At 60.7% G+C, this 15,758-nt stretch carries 14 protein-coding genes; 12 read left to right on the top strand and 2 right to left on the bottom strand.

From position 1 onward, the window contains the following. Positions 1-13 precede the first annotated feature (13 nt). The 11 genes from ctaD to B2A78_RS16285 all read left to right on the top strand — a co-directional run bounded on the left by ctaD (position 14) and on the right by B2A78_RS16285 (position 11,565). Positions 14-1,966 carry a cytochrome c oxidase subunit I gene (gene ctaD / locus B2A78_RS16325; protein ID WP_240502565.1) on the top strand — a complete coding sequence of 651 codons (1,953 nt, stop codon included), beginning with the start codon at positions 14-16 and terminating at the stop codon, positions 1,964-1,966. Then, positions 1,963-2,571 (top strand): cytochrome c oxidase subunit 3, encoded by a 609-nt coding sequence (locus B2A78_RS25730; RefSeq protein ID WP_143735197.1) that lies wholly within the window; start codon positions 1,963-1,965, stop codon positions 2,569-2,571. Before ctaD ends, B2A78_RS25730 begins: the two co-directional genes overlap by 4 nt. A 13-nt stretch (positions 2,572-2,584) precedes the next feature. After that, positions 2,585-2,953, top strand: a complete 369-nt coding sequence (locus B2A78_RS26135) for a hypothetical protein (RefSeq protein WP_168175456.1) — start codon at positions 2,585-2,587, stop codon at positions 2,951-2,953. Between the two features lie 8 nt (positions 2,954-2,961). Then, entirely contained in the window at positions 2,962-3,918 is a 957-nt protein-coding gene (locus B2A78_RS16320) for a cytochrome c oxidase assembly protein (RefSeq protein ID WP_168175455.1), read from the top strand. Between the two features lie 214 nt (positions 3,919-4,132). Next, positions 4,133-5,998, top strand: coding sequence for a methanol/ethanol family PQQ-dependent dehydrogenase (locus B2A78_RS16315; RefSeq protein WP_077731076.1), 1,866 nt, complete (start codon positions 4,133-4,135; stop codon positions 5,996-5,998). Then, the gene (locus tag B2A78_RS16310) at positions 5,979-6,404 is read left to right on the top strand and encodes a c-type cytochrome (protein WP_077731075.1); all 426 of its coding nucleotides are present in this window, start codon (positions 5,979-5,981) and stop codon (positions 6,402-6,404) included. Before B2A78_RS16315 ends, B2A78_RS16310 begins: the two co-directional genes overlap by 20 nt. Before the next feature lie 202 nt (positions 6,405-6,606). After that, on the top strand, positions 6,607-8,064 hold the full coding sequence (locus tag B2A78_RS16305; RefSeq protein WP_077731074.1) for a hypothetical protein: 1,458 nt from the start codon (positions 6,607-6,609) through the stop codon (positions 8,062-8,064). 186 nt (positions 8,065-8,250) lie between these two features. Further along, positions 8,251-8,715 (top strand): MgtC/SapB family protein, encoded by a 465-nt coding sequence (locus B2A78_RS16300; protein WP_077731073.1) that lies wholly within the window; start codon positions 8,251-8,253, stop codon positions 8,713-8,715. Positions 8,716-8,962: 247 nt separating this feature from the next. Next, positions 8,963-9,583 carry a glycoside hydrolase family 19 protein gene (locus B2A78_RS16295; protein WP_077731072.1) on the top strand — a complete coding sequence of 207 codons (621 nt, stop codon included), beginning with the start codon at positions 8,963-8,965 and terminating at the stop codon, positions 9,581-9,583. A gap of 102 nt (positions 9,584-9,685) precedes the next feature. Then, a complete protein-coding gene (locus tag B2A78_RS16290; protein ID WP_168175454.1) occupies positions 9,686-10,276 on the top strand; it encodes a DUF1176 domain-containing protein in 591 nt (196 codons plus the stop codon). A 203-nt stretch (positions 10,277-10,479) separates the two neighbouring features. Then, positions 10,480-11,565, top strand: coding sequence for a hypothetical protein (locus tag B2A78_RS16285; RefSeq protein ID WP_077731070.1), 1,086 nt, complete (start codon positions 10,480-10,482; stop codon positions 11,563-11,565). A 140-nt stretch (positions 11,566-11,705) separates the two neighbouring features. Here the strand turns inward: B2A78_RS16285 and B2A78_RS16280 are convergent, their stop codons facing one another. Further along, positions 11,706-12,809 carry a hypothetical protein gene (locus B2A78_RS16280; RefSeq protein WP_077731131.1) on the bottom strand — a complete coding sequence of 368 codons (1,104 nt, stop codon included), beginning with the start codon at positions 12,807-12,809 and terminating at the stop codon, positions 11,706-11,708. A 623-nt stretch (positions 12,810-13,432) separates the two neighbouring features. On the opposite strand from B2A78_RS16280, the gene B2A78_RS16275 reads away from it, so the two are divergent. Continuing rightward, positions 13,433-14,926, top strand: a complete 1,494-nt coding sequence (locus B2A78_RS16275; RefSeq protein ID WP_077731069.1) for a hypothetical protein — start codon at positions 13,433-13,435, stop codon at positions 14,924-14,926. Between the two features lie 75 nt (positions 14,927-15,001). Here B2A78_RS16275 and B2A78_RS26130 read toward each other — a convergent pair whose 3' ends face one another. Continuing rightward, on the bottom strand, positions 15,002-15,151 hold the full coding sequence (locus B2A78_RS26130) for a hypothetical protein (RefSeq protein WP_156881698.1): 150 nt from the start codon (positions 15,149-15,151) through the stop codon (positions 15,002-15,004). Positions 15,152-15,758 lie beyond the last annotated feature (607 nt).

Raw genomic sequence — 15,758 nt, 5'->3', positions numbered from 1 at the left:
AAACGAAAAGGGCATGCCCATGACCGCGAGCACCGAAACGGATCGGCCGGGAGTCGGGGAGCAGGCGTCGGTGCGCCCGGCGATGTCCCGCAAGGCGGAAGAACTGGACCGGACCTGGTACTCGCCATCGGGGTTCTTCGGCTGGTTCACCCAAGTGAACCACCGCATGATCGGCAAGCGATTCATCATTACTTCCTTCATCTTCTTCCTGATGGCGGGAATCGAATCGCTGCTTCTGAGAACCCAGCTCGCGGTGCCGGAAAATTCGTTCCTCACGCCGGATCACTTCAACCAGCTTTTCACCATGCACGGCTCGACCATGATGTTTTTCTTCGCCGTGCCCATGATGGAAGGGCTGGGCATCTATGTCGTGCCGCTCATGATCGGGACCCGCGACATGGCTTTTCCCCGCCTGAACGCTTTCGGCTATTACGTATACCTGATCGCCGGCGTGACGCTTTACGCCGCGGGCTTTCTGGGCCATGCGCCGGACGGGGGCTGGTTCGCCTACGTGCCGCTGACTTTGACCCAATATTCGCCCGGACTCGGTCTGGACTTCTGGGCGACGATGATCACGTTCATCGAAATCTCCGCGCTGGTGGCGGCGGTGGAACTGATCGTGACCATATTCAAGCAGCGCGCGCCCGGCATGTCGCTCAACCGGATGCCACTGTTCGTGTGGGCCATGCTGGTGACCATGTTCATGATCGTGTTCGCGATGCCGCCCCTGATGGTGGGCAGCGTCATGCTGGCCTTGGACCGCACGGTGAGCACCCATTTTTTCATGACCTCGGGAGGCGGCGAGCCGCTGCTCTGGCAGCATCTCTTCTGGTTCTTCGGCCATCCGGAGGTCTACATCATCCTGGTGCCGGCGCTCGGCGTCATCTCGTCCATCGTCGTGACCTTTGCGCGGCGGCCGATCTTCGGCTACACCGCCATGGTGCTCTCGGTGGTGGCCATCGGCTTCGTCGCCTTCGGGCTGTGGGTGCACCACATGTTCACGACCGGCCTTCCGACACTCGGCGTCAGTTTCTTCACCGCGGCAAGCGTGATGATCGCCGTGCCGAGCGGCGTGCAGATATTCTGCTGGATCGCGACGCTATGGGGAGCGAAGCTGCGGTTCGCGACGCCGCTTCTGTTCGTGCTGGGTTTCTTCTTCATCTTCGTGCTCGGCGGGCTGACCGGCGTGATGGTGGCCTCGGTGCCGTTCGATACGCAGGTTCACGACACTTACTTTTTGGTCGCGCACTTCCACTACGTGCTGATCGGCGGGGCGGTGTTCCCGGTGTTCGGCGCGATCTACTACTGGTTCCCCAAAGTCTTCGGGTGCATGCTGAACGAGACCGCCGGCAAGTGGAGCTTCGTCCTGATGTTCGTCGGTTTCAACATGAGCTTTTTCCCGATGCACCAGCTCGGCTTGCAGGGCATGCCGCGCCGGGTCTACACCTATCTGTCCGAATCGGGGTGGTTCGAATTGAGCCTGCTGGCGACCATAGGCGCGTACGTCTTCGCCCTCGGCGTGCTCGTCACCGCGGTCGACGCCCTGCTGAGTTTCCTGCGAAAACCCGACGCACCGGACAACCCCTGGGGCGGGGATACTCTGGAATGGGCGACAAGTTCGCCGCCGCCCAATTACAACTTCGAGGATATCCCTGTGGTGCGCGGCCGTTGGGCGCTGTGGGAGCGCGGCGAGGAGCCGGCGGGAACGGTGGTGGGACTCCGCTCCGGGCGGCGCGAAGTGCTGGTCACGACGCTGCTCGATGCCGAGCCGCACGCCGTGGCGATTCTGCCGGGACCTACGATCTGGCCTTTTCTTTCCGCCGTCGCGGTGGCGGCGGGTTTTCTCGGCTTCATCCGTCATCCGATCTGGTTCCCGATCGGCTTGCTGCTGACCTTCGTCGGATTCGTCGGATGGCTCTGGCCGCGCGCGGTCGGAGGTTCCGCCGAGGAGGAGCAAGCCCGATGAACGCCGAAACCCGCTTCGATGCCGGCGAGCTTCCGCGTCTGCCCGCCGACTACAGAGCACCCTTGTGGTGGGGCATCGTCGGTCTCATCCTGGTCGAATCGGTGGTGTTCGCCACCCTCATCACCAGCTATTTCTATCTCGGCATCGATCAGCCGGAATGGCCGCCGGCGGGCACCAAGACGCCCGATCTGGTCAAACCGACCCTGGGCACGCTGGTGCTGATGGCCAGCAGCCTGCCGATGCACTGGGCCGACCGCGGCATCACCCGAGGCGACCAAACGGCCCTGCGCTGGGGGCTGTTGCTGAGTATCGCGCTGGCGGTGACGTTCTTGGTGCTGAAATACATCGAGTACAGCGAAATGGGGTACCGATGGTATACCCATTCCTACGGCTCCATTTCCTGGGCCATCATCGGCTTTCACAGCACCCATGTGGTTGCGCTGATCCTGAAGACGGTCGTGGTCAGCGCTCTCGCATGGATAGGCTACTTCAGCGAGCGGCGCAGTCTGGCGGTGAAGGTCAACGGGATTTACTGGCACTTCGTGGTGGCGGTCTGGATACCGCTGTACGCCACGCTGTACTGGATGCCGCGCGTTTTAAAGTGAGGGAAGAAAGGTGTTGCAGGCCGATACGGAACGGTATTTCTCGGAGCGTAGCGGTATCGCCGCGCTATGGGCCGGTTTGCTGGCGGGTCCCGTCGCCTGGGCCTTGCACCTTCAAACCAGTTACAGCATCACGCCTTTCTTCCACGGCCCCGGGTCGACTCTCGCCCTGTATCTGGCGACTTTGGCGGCCCTGGCGATCGCCGCGGCCGGCGGGTTGGTTTCCTGGCGGAATTGGCAAAGGGCAGGGGCGGCGTGGCCGAGCGGAGAAGGCGGGGTGATCGCGCGGAGCCGCTTCATGGCGCTCTCCGGGATGATCATCAGCGCCTACTTCTTCGTGACCATCCTGGCGCAGGCCGTTCCGATCATGATTCTGCGCTCGTGAGGCCTGCCATGGCACGAAACCGTATTGCGCGCCGAACCGTCTTTCCCTGCTTGTCCACTGCGTTCGGTGTTCCCGCATGCGGACATGCTCACGAAGGGAGTTCGGCGATTTCCGGCTTTCAGTGGACCGCCTGGAATTTCGAGCCTTGGGTCCTTTTTTGTCTTGCGTTGTCGGCCGGACTGTTCGTGGCCGGATTGCGGCGGCTGTGGCCGAAAGTCGGCACGGGCCGTCGGGTGCTCATCCAAAAAGCGCTGGCTTATGCCGGGGGATGGCTGCTCATCGCTCTGGCCCTGATTTCGCCCCTGGATCGGCTTTCGAACGAGCTTTTTTCGGCACACATGGTCCAGCACGAGATCCTGATACTGCTCGCCGCGCCGCTGCTGGTCTTGAGCCGTCCGATCGCCTTTGCCCTGTGGGCGTTTCCGCGCGGGTGGCGGAAGTCTCTGACAGGCTATTGCAAAACCGGCTGGGTCGGGCGTTTCTGGCGCAGAATGACCGTGCCCTTGGCGGCCTGGACGATACACGGGGCCGTCATATGGATCTGGCATGCGCCGGTCTTTTTTCAGGCGGCGCTGAGACATGAGGACGTGCACACGCTGCAGCATCTGAGCTTTTTCGTTTCGGCACTGGTGTTCTGGTGGGCGATCATCCGAGGCGGCGAAGGGGCGAGAGGGTACGGGGCCGGGGTGCTATACGTGTTCTCCACGACGGTGCATACCAGCCTGCTAGGTGCGTTGCTGACCTTCAGCAGCCAGCCGTGGTATCCGGCCTACGGCGGCTCGGCGGCGGCCGGACTGAGCGCGCTCGAGGATCAGCAGCTCGCGGGGCTCATCATGTGGGTTCCCGCCGGCGCTATCTATCTGGTCATCGCCCTCGGGATGTTCGCCGCCTGGCTGGAGGCGATCGGAAAAAACGCGGGCGGCGCGGCGGGGCACAGCGGGAGCCCGCTCCCGAGGGGACCATGATGTTGAGGGAGTTTTGAAAAAGTTATTTCCCTTTGGAGGGTGTCATAAAAATAGGATGTGCTGAACGCAGTGAAGCGCGGCAATCGCGAACTCTGTAGCTCTGTAGGATGGGTAGAGCGAAGCGAAACCCATCGATAGTGGGTTGGCGAAGCGTAACCCACCCTACGCGGAGTGTGTCCGAGCGGAACGGGGCGTTATACAAGGAGGATTCGACATGGAGCAGCCAAAAACCGGTCAGAGTCCTGTGGCCTATGCTTTGCCCGGCAAGATCGGAACGCGTCTCGGTGTGATGCTCGTCGCGCTCGGCGGTCTGGCCGGGTGGCCGGGAGTCGTGTCGAGTCAAGTTCCCGAATCCCGGGTCCAGGCACAAGCCGTTCCGCCTGCCGAGGCGGAGGACGGCCAATGGACCATGCCGGCCAAGAACCATGCGAGCACCCGCTACAGCGGACTCGACCAGATCACGCCCGAGAACGTCGGGAATCTCAAGCTCGCCTGGTCCTTTTCGACCGGCCTGAACAAGGGGCACGAGGCGGCGCCGCTGGTGATCGGCGATACGATGTACGTCGTCACGCCTTATCCCAATGTTCTCTACGCGCTGGACCTCAAGGAAAAACCGGGCGCGATGAAATGGAAATTCGAGCCGAAACCGGCTGCCGCCGCGCAAGGGGTCGCTTGCTGCGACGTGGTCAATCGTGGGGCGGCCTACGCCGACGGCAAGATTTTCTTCAACACCCTCGACAACCATACTTTCGCGGTGGATGCGAAGACCGGAAAACAGGTCTGGAAGACTAAGCTCGGCGACATCAATCGGGGCGAATCCATGACCATGGCGCCCCTGGTGGTGAAGGGCAAGGTGCTGGTGGGCAACAGCGGCGGCGAGTTCGGCGTGCGCGGCTGGCTCACGGCGCTGGACGCCAATACGGGAAAAATCGCCTGGCGGGCCTATACCACGGGTCCCGACAAGGACGTGCTGATCGGTCCCGAATTCAAGGCTTTTTATCCGGAGGACAATGGCAAGGATCTCGGCGTCACGACCTGGCCGCCCGATCAGTGGAAGATCGGCGGCGGCGCCGTGTGGGGCTGGATTTCCTATGACCCGGAGCTGGATCTGATCTATTACGGCACCAGCAATCCCAGCCCGTGGAACCCGGAAATGCGGCCTGGCGACAACAAATGGACCTGCGGCATCTTCGCTCGCCGCCCCGCGACAGGCGCGGCGGTATGGGCCTACCAGTGGAGCCCTCACGATCTCTACGACTACGACGGCGTCAACGAGAATATCCTGGTGGATCTGCCGGTTAATGACCGGATTCGGAAACTCCTTCTGCGCGCGGAGCGCAACGGGTACGTCTACGTCATGGACCGGACGACCGGGGAAATCCTGTCGGCCGACCCGTTCGTGCCGACCAATGTCACCCGCGGCATCGATCTCGAGACCGGACGGCCCATTCACGTCGAGGAAAAGAAGCCGCAGACGGGAAAAACCGTCACCGACATCTGCCCGGCACCGCCCGGCGCCAAGGACTGGCAGCCCGCGGCCTGGTCGCCGCGGACCGGTCTGCTTTACCTTCCGCACAATAACCTCTGCATGGACATCGAGGGATTGGAGGCCAATTATCTCGCCGGCACTCCCTACGTGGGGGCACGGGTGCACATGCACGCGGGACCCGGCGGGCATCGCGGCGAGTTCACCGCCTGGGACCCCCTGAAACGGCAGGCCGTATGGAAGATCAAGGAGCGCTTCCCGGTGTGGAGCGGCGCGGTGGCGACGGCGGGCGACGTTGTTTTTTACGGCACCATGGACCGCTGGTTCAAGGCGGTGCACGCCCGTACCGGAGACGTTCTGTGGCAGTTTCAGGTCGGTTCCGGAATCATCGGCCAGCCGGTGACTTACCGGGGACCCGACGGCAAGCAATATGTCGCGGTGCTTGCCGGAGTCGGCGGCTGGTCGGGCGCCATCGTGTCGGGCGGGCTGGACCCGCGCGACGGCACCGGCGCGCTCGGCTTCGTCAACGCCATGAAGGACTTGCCCGAACACACCAACCCCGGAGGGACGCTGTATGTATTCGCCCTCCCGTAATGCCGGACGGGCGCTACCGGGAGAGGGGACGCGTCACGGAAGCGGGATCGCCATGGTTTTCGTGTTGTGCCTGCTCGGAGCTTGCGGGGGCGGGAAAGAGTCCGACGCCATCGCCCTGACCGGCGGCAATCCGGAGCGGGGTAAGGACGCCATCCGCGCCTACGGCTGCCCGTCCTGCCACACTATCCCCGGCGTGTTCGGCGCGGATGGCCTGGTGGGGCCTCCTCTCGGCGGAATCGCCAAGCGGGTCGCCATCGCGGGCATTCTGCCGAACACCCCGGAAAATATGATCCGGTGGCTGCAAAATCCTCCGGCCGTCAATCCGCAGACCCTGATGCCGAACATGAATGTTCCGGAATCCGACGCGCGTGACATCGCGAGCTATCTTTACACGCTGCTCGATTGAAACGCTTGCGTGGCGGTGTCGCCGGCTGTGGATTGCTCTTCTTTTGTGCGGATGCGCGGCCGAGTCCCGGTTAGCGGATGAATCCGGGGGAAGCGGCGTCCGTCCGGCGGCATCGCTTGGTCTGCAATTAGAGAATTTTCCGATTCGGTGTCAGAGCGCCCGACCTACGTGCTTCTCGCCCGACACGAAGCCGTGCACCGGGATGAAAAACGCTCCAGGCGAGGCCGGCCCGCTGCGGACGGCGGAAGGCTTGCGCTGGAGCGAGGTGCCGGACAAGTTATATGCCGGTCCTTTTTCGAAAGGCGCCCTGACCGGAGAGCGCTTCGGGCTGTTGCCGAGTTCCTCCTTTCGGCTCGCCACCGGGCGGTGCACGGATTGTCCGGTGCCCGAGGCGGCGCTCTGGTATTTTCGCGACGAACTCATCGCCGTTCCTGATGGACTTCGGCCGATCACCGGCACGGCGCTTTTCGAGCCGGAGCGGAGCGAAACGCCCCATCCGCCGCTGGTCTGGATCGGCGCTCCCGAGATCGTCGAACACGCGACCTTGTCCGAAGACGGACAGTTTCTCCGCGCACCGGCGGGTGAGATCGCGTTTGCGGTCACCCCGGCGATTCCCACCAATCGGGCCTATCTCGATCGTTCCACCGTGGCTTTTCTTTCGAAACGGCCGCTGCGCATGCGTGGCGTCACACTGAGCGATCGGGGGACTCCGGTTTTCGTCGCCCGGACGATCTGGCCGGAAGATACCCGTATCGACATCGATGGAGCCCGATTTGAGCCGTTGAAAGAGCGGGAAACCTTGACGACCTTGATCCGGGCACAGACCGGCGGCGTGACGGGCATCTACGCCGCGCGGGTGTTATGGGAGCGTCATCCGGGACAGCCCCGCCGCTGGGCGAGCCGCCCGGTGCTCGCCTTCGTGCTCGACGGCGCCCAGGGCGACGATGACGGCGCGCACGGCGGCCATCTCGCGCCCGCCGCCGGGATATTGGGCCCGCAAGGCGAATGGAGCGATTGGCTGGCCGCCAACTTCTATCCCATAGACGACAAGAACGCAAAAGGCATTCTCTCGGCCATGGTGCCCATGGACAATTACCTCGCGGATCTCAACAGCGGACAGGCCTGGTACCGTCCGAACTACATGCTCGTCGCGGTCATGCGCGATTCCCGAATTCCGCGCCGGGTGCAAGCCACCTTGCAACAGGTGCTACACGGCTATTACTGCCATGTCATCGGTTACGACCGGGCCGCCAACAACAGCACCGCGCTGGTCATCGATCCCTTGCGCTGGCTGGGCTGGAACATTCCGGAGACCGGTCCGACCAGCTATCTCGCCGCCGTGGCCGCTTTCCCGGTGGCGGCCCTGGTTCAGATGAGCCTCGCCGGCGGCAGGGATGTGTTTCGCACGCTCGCCGCGGAGAAGACCCGGCTCGTGCCCAGAGAGGCCTTCGAGACGATAGGCCGAGACCTTCTCGATCTCGTCGAGGGGAGCGCTCCGACGCGAGAGCTGACCCCTTTCGAGCAGATGCTCGCGGCCGATACCGAGGCTGTACTTTTCGTCCGGATACCGCAGATTCCGTCCAGCCGCCGCTTCGGAACCTATCCGGCGGGTTCCCTGACCGAACTCGCCGGCCGGGTGCCGTGGAGCCGGAATGAATGAGAAACCGCCCCGGACCCCGGCGAACAGCCTTTTCCGGAACGGCTGGTAGGCTCGTGCAGATGAGCAGCGACCGATTTGCCGGCGCGCATCCAGGCACGGCGCCCGGGGGGGCTATGGTCTCCCCGGGCAGTGGAAAAGACGGAAATCGGTCGGACCGAGAACGCTGTAGCACAGCAGGACAATCAGATGGATCTACTGAACTGGAACTGGAGCGAATTTCTGTCTCACGTGCTCAAGCTTGCAGGAGCGTTCGTACTCGCTCTGCCGATCGCCCTGGAGCGCGAAAGAACGACCCGCACCTTGGGATTGCGGACTTTCCCTCTGGTTGCGCTAGCAAGTTGCGGTTATATCCTGGTCGGGGAGTCGGTCGTCGGTACCGCTCAGGATGCGCAGGCGCGCATCATCTCCGGATTGATGACGGGTATCGGCTTTATCGGCGGCGGAGCGATTTTGAAGACGTCGACAGGTGTCCGGGGAACGGCCACGGCGGCTAGCCTATGGTCGACCGGCGCAATCGGCGCTTCGGTCGCCCACGGCTTGTATGAGATCGCCGTGCTGATCAGTACGATCAATTTTCTGACTTTGCAGTTTCTGACGCCGATCGAGCGTCGAATGGGCAAAAAGGATCGGCCGGATTTGGAGGACTCTTGACGCGCAGATCGACGTTTTCGGTCAGCCGCCGCACATTCTGACGTTGCAGAGACCGTGATTTGTGAGGGGGCGGCTAGCGTGGAAGCGCTCCCGACGGGAATCGAGGGAGGCGATGTTTCCGGACAGATCGGATTCATGATGGAATAAGTTCACCGCTTGATCGCTCGCTGCCTCGGGTGAGGTTTCGCGCGCTCTCTCGGCGGTGATCGTGATTTTTCAAAAAAGAAGAAAGTGGGGGGGGCAAGTTATGTTCGTGTTCGACAGGAATGAGTTTTTCGAGGACTATCGTTCCGCGTTCGGACCCATGACGCAATACCGGGTCGACGCGCTGGAGTTTCTGCTTGGCGAAATCGAACAGGATGTCCGTTTCGACGGGACGGACACGGACCGGCAACAGTTGGCCTACTGCCTGGCGACATTCAAATGGGAAACGGCAAACACGATGAGGCCGATCGACGAGCACGGCTCGGCGGCCTACTTTGAATCCCGCTATGGACCGCATACCTCGGTAGGCCGGCGGCTCGGCAATCTTTACCCGGGCGATGGCAATCTTTTTCACGGGCGCGGCTTTGTACAGCTGACAGGCCGAAACAACTACGAGAGAGCGGGAAGATTTTTGAACGTGGATCTGATCTCGAACCCCGATAAAGCAAAGGAGCCCAAGCTGGCCTATCAAATTGCCGTCCAGGGAATGAAGGAAGGATGGTTCACGGGCAAAAAGCTCGGACATTTCATAAAAGACGGAGTATCGCCCGATTATGAGAATGCTCGAACCATCATCAATGGCCACGACAAGGCTACAACGATCGCCGACATCGCACGCCGATTCGATGATCTCTTGCGGGTTTCGGCCCTTCAGCGAGCATAGCGGAGATGGCATCGGTCGATTTAGGATTCCGTCGGATCGGCGGCGCTGCCGTATGAGTCCATTTCGGGAATGTCATGGAGCGCACAGGGAGTTGGGATCGCTATGAAATTGTTCGGGTTCGGCATCACCGCCGCTTTTGTAGGTCTGTTTCTGGTTGCTTCGGGAGTAAAGGCCGGAGGCGATCAAAAAAAGTCCGATTTGACTCGAGAGGAGCGAAGCGCCTGGTATCAGAGACTGAAATGGCCCGCCGACTGCGAGGAGAGCTTCCAAAGCCAAGCCGAGGATATTCCCGATGCCGGCCTTACCTTTCATCGCCTGAAGGACAAGCAGTATCTCGTGGAGATACAGTGCTACCTGGGCGCTTATCAACCCGGTTTTGTTTTCATGTTTTATGACGAAGCACGGGCGAAAACGGCATTGTTGAAATTCAAGCGTTATGAGCGCGAGACGGATGGCCGCGTCTCCCGCTATCTTGAAACGGAGCTGAGCGGATTTCCCGAATTCGATGACAAAACGAAGGAACTGAAAGTCTGGTCGAAATCCCGCGGCATCGGAGACTGCGGCTCGATCGTCGTTTACACTTTTCGGAACGGCCAGCCGGTCGTCGAGGAAGCTCGGGCTCAAGCCTGTCAGGACGACCCCGACGCTCCATTCGCGGAGCCGGAAGCCTGGCCGAGAGTCAGAAATCCTTAAAGCCTTCGGGCAGGAGACTTGCGAAGCGGGCCGAAGCCGAACGCCGGTGTCGGTGAGACGATCGCCATGGTCGTTGACGCTAGCCGGCCTGGACAAAATAACAACAACCGGACTTACGCATTTTGCCCTTTTTCCCTCGGGAGACGGAAGAAGAGTCCATTTTCGTAAGTCCTGAACAACGTCGAGACTGGAGGGGTGCCATCATGCTGAAATCGATCGATATCCTAATCGGGCTTTCTGTCGTCATGCTGATCGTCAGCATGGCGGTGACTCTGATGACTCAGGCCATGCTGGCTCTGCGTCAAAGTCGCGGAAAGCACTTGCTGGCCGGACTCGTGGACCTGCTCGAGCAGCTCGATCCCGGCGTGGAGCGGCGCTGCGCCGAGGAGATAGCGAAGATGATTCTACGCAGTCCAATCCTCAATGGCGGCAAAATATTCGGTTTGATCCGGTATGGCGAGGTGATTCACCGCGAGGAGCTCACCAAGATGCTGCTCGACCTGGCATCGCGAGACCCGAAGGACGTGACGATGACCGAGCTGCAACAGACAGCGCTCAAGGGATTGAAGAAAGTGATGGCGGAAAACGGTATCTCCGACCCCGACCAAACGCTGAAGAATATCCATATGGCGGCCCTCCAACTGGAGAAATCCAACCCCGAACTCGCCCACGACGTCCGCCAGAATATTGCCCTGTTACAGGAAGCCGCCAGCCAATTCTTGGCGAAAATCAACTTGCGGTTTGATTCGGTCATCGATCGCGTCAGCGAACGCTTCACCTTCGGTGCCCGCGTTTGGACTTTCGTCAGCGCTACGGTGGTAGCCGTCGTGCTGCAACTGGACACGGTGACGCTGGTGAACCGATTTGCCATGGACGACGCCATGCGAACCGCTTTTGTCGAGGAGGCGATGAAGATCGATCAGGCACAGTATGTCGTAGCCAGCTTGGAGGCTCAATCCGCCACGCCGTTGCCCGTGTCGGACAAAATCGAGAGGCAGTATTTCACGTTCCTGGCCAAGCAGGGCGTGATATTGCCGCCTACCTCTCTCGAGCTATGGTTTGACAACTGGAAAAATGTGAACCTTCCGGGGCTGATGATCTCCATCCTGCTGCTCAGCCTCGGCGCGCCTTTCTGGTACAGCGTACTGAACAGGTCATTGCAATTGCGATCGGTCCTCGCGCGAAAAGACGATATACAGCGCGTCATTCGGCACACCACTCAGCCTGCGGGAGAGGTCTCCGACGGCGGTGTCGGCGCAAGCGGCGGCAGCCGTTCGAGCGGTCTGTAAAGGCGGCGATGTCAGGCGGTGCCGGAACCGGCCCGTCACTTTGAATAGTCGGGTACATCCCTTTGGGAACACGGTGTCGTAACACGTGATCAGCCGATCACGCTTCGCTCCCCGACACCGTGTTCCGAGGCGCGTCACGTTTACTTTGCGATGGTGATGCTCGGAACGCCCGGTTTCGGAAGTTCGGTCACCGTCATCTGAAAAATCTGCGAGAGCACCCGAAAGGCCGTTTGGTTCCACGATGAATCACGGCTTGGACGCACGGCGAAGTATCTCCCCCGATAATTCACCACAACGTCCGCATCTGCGGGCGGCCTGCTGGATTCCGAAATCTCAATGACCGAGACCGGATTTTCGCCGACCGGCGGTGTTCGCGGATCCTTGGGAACGTCCCTTTCGGGTTCTGCGGCGAGGGTTCGGCCAATGAAATACATGATGTTGCTAAAGCTTCGCAGCCTGAATTTGCCGTGCAGCGGATATTCGCCGCCCGGATAGCCGGGACGAATATCGACCAGGAGATCGTTGGGTGCATTTTTTTCGGCCTCGTCATTCAGCCGGATTCGCTCCTCATTGCTCAAAAGGAGGGGATCGTAGTTCGTCAGAACCGTTCTACCGACGACTTGCTTGGTCAGATGATAAATCGGCCTCGTTGAATCCGGCGCAATGGAATACTCCTGCTCCAATGCCTGGAATTCCTTTCCGCTAATCGACTCGGAAGGCAGCGTCCAGTGACGCTCGAAGATCAGGGGCTCCGCGTACAACTGGTCACGATCCTGAATCGATGACAGGTGCAGCACGATGCGCCGAAAAGCGGCGTAATCGCGCCGGTTTCGAGGCCGATTGTGAAATACCGCTTCTTCGCCTTGAGTGCGAAATTCCAGCGTCACCAAACGCAGCAGATCGACATCGATATTCTGACGCAGCAGCAAGGTCAGCTTGTCTTCGGATAATGGCGTCAGCAATCGCTGCGTAAATTGTTCGCCTTCCATGGGAACGATACTGATGGTCGGATTTTCCGACGCCGAGCCGCCGAAAATGGGCATCAGCGTGGTGCCGCTATTCCCCGTAAACGGCGGGGTGGCCCCCGCATTGACCTGGAAATTCAGCGTCGCGGCAATATTCGAAATCCCGGAAAAATATATCGGCTGATTGAAGCGGGCACGCGCGATATCGAGCAGGAGTTGCCTCGACATCACGTCCGCACTGGATTCGTTATAGGCGATCGCCAGATGATCAAGCGCCATGGGTGACAGACAGCTCGAAAGTCCGGCCGCGAAAAAGGCTAAAGCGAGCAGGCGAAATAGCGGTGCGGCGCTTCGCAGGCCGCGAACTGCTGAACAGTCTCGCAGCATGATGACCGGCACAGGCTATGGATTCGGGAATTCATCAAGCCAGGATACTGTACGGATACTCTGAATCGAGGCCATTGATATTCGTCAGGTTCCGGCCGGGAGTGACTTGGTTCCCAGTTTACTGAAGCGTATCCGCTCTGCCGCATAACCCGATCCTCCACGAACATATGCCGACCGGCAGGAGTCGGCCAACCACTACCCCGTAGCTGACGTTCGGCTCGAGATCGTTTTTCGGGTGGGATAACCGGCACTTCCGTGCCGAATGTGGCGGCGAACTGAGCTGAACGGATAGTTAGGGCCACCGAAGTGAACTTCTGCTGTTCGGCCATTTCTGCCGTTCGCATTTAGTTTTCAGCCGGCTTCGAATGTCGGCTTTATGGAACCATGAGCGAATTGGTACTTTCCGCTAGTGCAGGCCGCTCGCGGCAAATATTCCGGGAGGCTACGAGAGAAATCTCCGAGTGTCCCGGTCTAATTTAGCCAATCTCTCTATTTTGCTGCGGGAAGAAAACGTCATGAAAGGAAAGAAGCCCATGGGGCTGCCCGGCTTGCTGGTCGGTTTGACTGCGGTGTTTGGCACAGTTACAACAGGTATATCTCATGCGCAAAGCGGCACCCCGGATCCCGCCTTTGGTGTCATCGGACGGGTGCTCACGACCTTCGAGACCGCTACTGATCAGGCGTTTGCTGTGGCCATCCAGCCCGACGGCAAGATCGTGGCGGCCGGATTCACTACTTCCCCCATTGCCAATGGCGACAACAACTTCGCCGTAGTCCGCTATAACCCCGATGGCACCATGGATCCGACCTTCGGCACGGGCGGCGGAGTCATCACGAATTTCCGGACTGACGTACCCACGGGTGACCCCGATAGCCCCAGCAGAAACAGCTCGGATACGGCGCGCGCCGTCCTGATTCAACCCGACGGCAAGATCGTGGTTGGAGGGTTTTCCGACGCGCCCAATGGCGACAACAACTTCGCCTTGGTTCGCTATAACCCCGACGGCAGCGTGGATCCGACCTTTGGGGATAATGCCATCTTCCCAGGCACGACACTCACGGATTTTCGTCAATTACCCGATGGGACTCGTTCGCTTGACCAACTCAGAGCCCTCGCCCTCCAGCCCGACGGCAAGATTGTGGCGGTAGGTTTTTCGAATGCGCCTAACGGCGAGGGTAATTTTGCCTTGGTCCGGTACAATCCCGATGGCATCATCGATCCGACCTTCGGCGATAATGCCATCTTCCCAGGCACCGTGCTCACCGATTTTGGCAATCGTAGCGTGGATGACGCCTTTGCTGTGGCCATGCAGTCCGACGGTCAGCTCGTGGTGGCAGGCAGCACGTCCCCCGCCCCCGATTGTCCGGCGGCCTTCGGCCTCGTTCGATACAACAATGGCGTTCCGAATACCAATTTCGGGCCCAATAACCGGGTAGCGACCTGTCTTCGTGGCACAAGCGCCCAGGCCAGCGCGCTCGTCGTCCAGCCCGATGGCCGGATCGTGGCGGTCGGAACGACCAACGGTCCCAACGGGGATCTTAACTTCGGTTTGGCGCGGTACAATCTGGATGGCACCCTCGATCCGACCTTTAATGCCGACTCGATCAACCCTGGGCTCTCGATCACGGACTTTGATAACCGTGCGCTTGACGATGGGACCGTCGAGCGCAGCGCTGACTTTGCGACTGCGGCCGCGATGCAGGCAGACGGCCGGATCGTGGTGGCAGGAACGTCCAACGCCCCCCTTGGCGTGGGCAATACCAACTTCGCCCTGGTCCGCTACGATCTGAATGGTGTCGCGATAACCGACTTCGGGTCCAACAACCGGGTGCTGACCGATTTGGCCAACACGACCGGCGACCACGTCTTGAATAGCAGCACGGACCAGGTCCAGGCCATCGCCATTCAGCCCGATGGCCTGATCGTGGTGGCAGGCGGTTCTGACGCGCCTATCGCCGCTGTCGGCGGTCCCAGCTTCAACTTCGCCCTGGTGCGGTATCTCCCATAAGGGGCGTACGCTTGCGAGACAGCAACCGAGTGGCTGCCTATTGAGTAGTGTCCCGGAAGCCTAAGCTTTATCAGCTTACAGAAAGCGTCTATCGACCTTGCCGCAGTGCTGCAGCAGGCGATTGAAACCTGCCAGCCGCTCATTCAAGCCCGCCGTCACAAGCTGATCGCCTCGCTGCCCGATCAGCCGCTCGGGCCGGACGGGGATAGCCTGCGCTTGGCCCAAGTGGTGTCGATCTGCTCAACAATGCCGCCAAATATACGCCCGAAGGCGGCACAATTTGGCTGGAGGCGGCGTGTGAGCAGGATGACGCCGTCATTTGGATCCGGGATACCGGCGAAGGCATTCCGAAGGCGTTGCTGCCCTACCTGTTTGATGTCTTCACCCAAGCCGAGCGCACCCTGGACCGGTTCCAAGGCAGGTTGGGGCTCGGCCTGACTATCGTCCAGCGCTGTGGCGCTGCACGGAGGCCCGGTGGAGGCCAAGAGCGCAGGCCCCGATCAGGGAGTGAATTCATCGTGCGGCTGCCCCTGAGCGAAGGGCAGGCTTGACGGGCGCTGGCCTTGCGCGACTCCAGGCGCAACGCGGTTGACGATGATCTGGCCACATATTCGGCGCTCGAGCCAACGTTGGAAGTGCACAGCCCGCACGTTGTAGTTCCAGCGCCGCGTCGTGGCTGGCCCCGGTCCGCTGTGGTTATTGAATCGAATGACCGCTGCGGGCACGAACCACTTATAGGAGGCAACCGCACGGAATGTCGGAAGTCGACCGCGTTAGCGAGGATGCTTTCGCCGCTAGAATGTAGGAATGAGATCGAAAGCCAGCTTTAGAG

The sequence above is a fragment of the Methylocaldum sp. 14B genome (assembly GCF_002005105.1).
Classification (GTDB): domain Bacteria; phylum Pseudomonadota; class Gammaproteobacteria; order Methylococcales; family Methylococcaceae; genus Methylocaldum.
Note: the sequence above shows the minus strand (reverse complement) of the source record. Positions and strands in the feature narration are given on the sequence as shown.

Bases quoted from the DNA above. Each gene is read 5' to 3' on its own strand.
- B2A78_RS16315 (WP_077731076.1), top strand. From the start codon at position 4,133: ATGGAGCAGCCAAAAACCGGTCAGAGTCCTGTGGCCTATGCTTTGCCC.
- B2A78_RS16305 (WP_077731074.1), top strand. From the start codon at position 6,607: ATGAAAAACGCTCCAGGCGAGGCCGGCCCGCTGCGGACGGCGGAAGGC.
- B2A78_RS16320 (WP_168175455.1), top strand. From the start codon at position 2,962: ATGGCACGAAACCGTATTGCGCGCCGAACCGTCTTTCCCTGCTTGTCC.
- B2A78_RS16310 (WP_077731075.1), top strand. From the start codon at position 5,979: ATGTATTCGCCCTCCCGTAATGCCGGACGGGCGCTACCGGGAGAGGGG.
- B2A78_RS16290 (WP_168175454.1), top strand. From the start codon at position 9,686: ATGAAATTGTTCGGGTTCGGCATCACCGCCGCTTTTGTAGGTCTGTTT.
- B2A78_RS16295 (WP_077731072.1), top strand. From the start codon at position 8,963: ATGTTCGTGTTCGACAGGAATGAGTTTTTCGAGGACTATCGTTCCGCG.
- B2A78_RS16280 (WP_077731131.1), bottom strand. From the start codon at position 12,809: ATGGCGCTTGATCATCTGGCGATCGCCTATAACGAATCCAGTGCGGAC.
- B2A78_RS16300 (WP_077731073.1), top strand. From the start codon at position 8,251: ATGGATCTACTGAACTGGAACTGGAGCGAATTTCTGTCTCACGTGCTC.
- B2A78_RS16275 (WP_077731069.1), top strand. From the start codon at position 13,433: ATGAAAGGAAAGAAGCCCATGGGGCTGCCCGGCTTGCTGGTCGGTTTG.
- ctaD (WP_240502565.1), top strand. From the start codon at position 14: ATGCCCATGACCGCGAGCACCGAAACGGATCGGCCGGGAGTCGGGGAG.
- B2A78_RS16285 (WP_077731070.1), top strand. From the start codon at position 10,480: ATGCTGAAATCGATCGATATCCTAATCGGGCTTTCTGTCGTCATGCTG.
- B2A78_RS25730 (WP_143735197.1), top strand. From the start codon at position 1,963: ATGAACGCCGAAACCCGCTTCGATGCCGGCGAGCTTCCGCGTCTGCCC.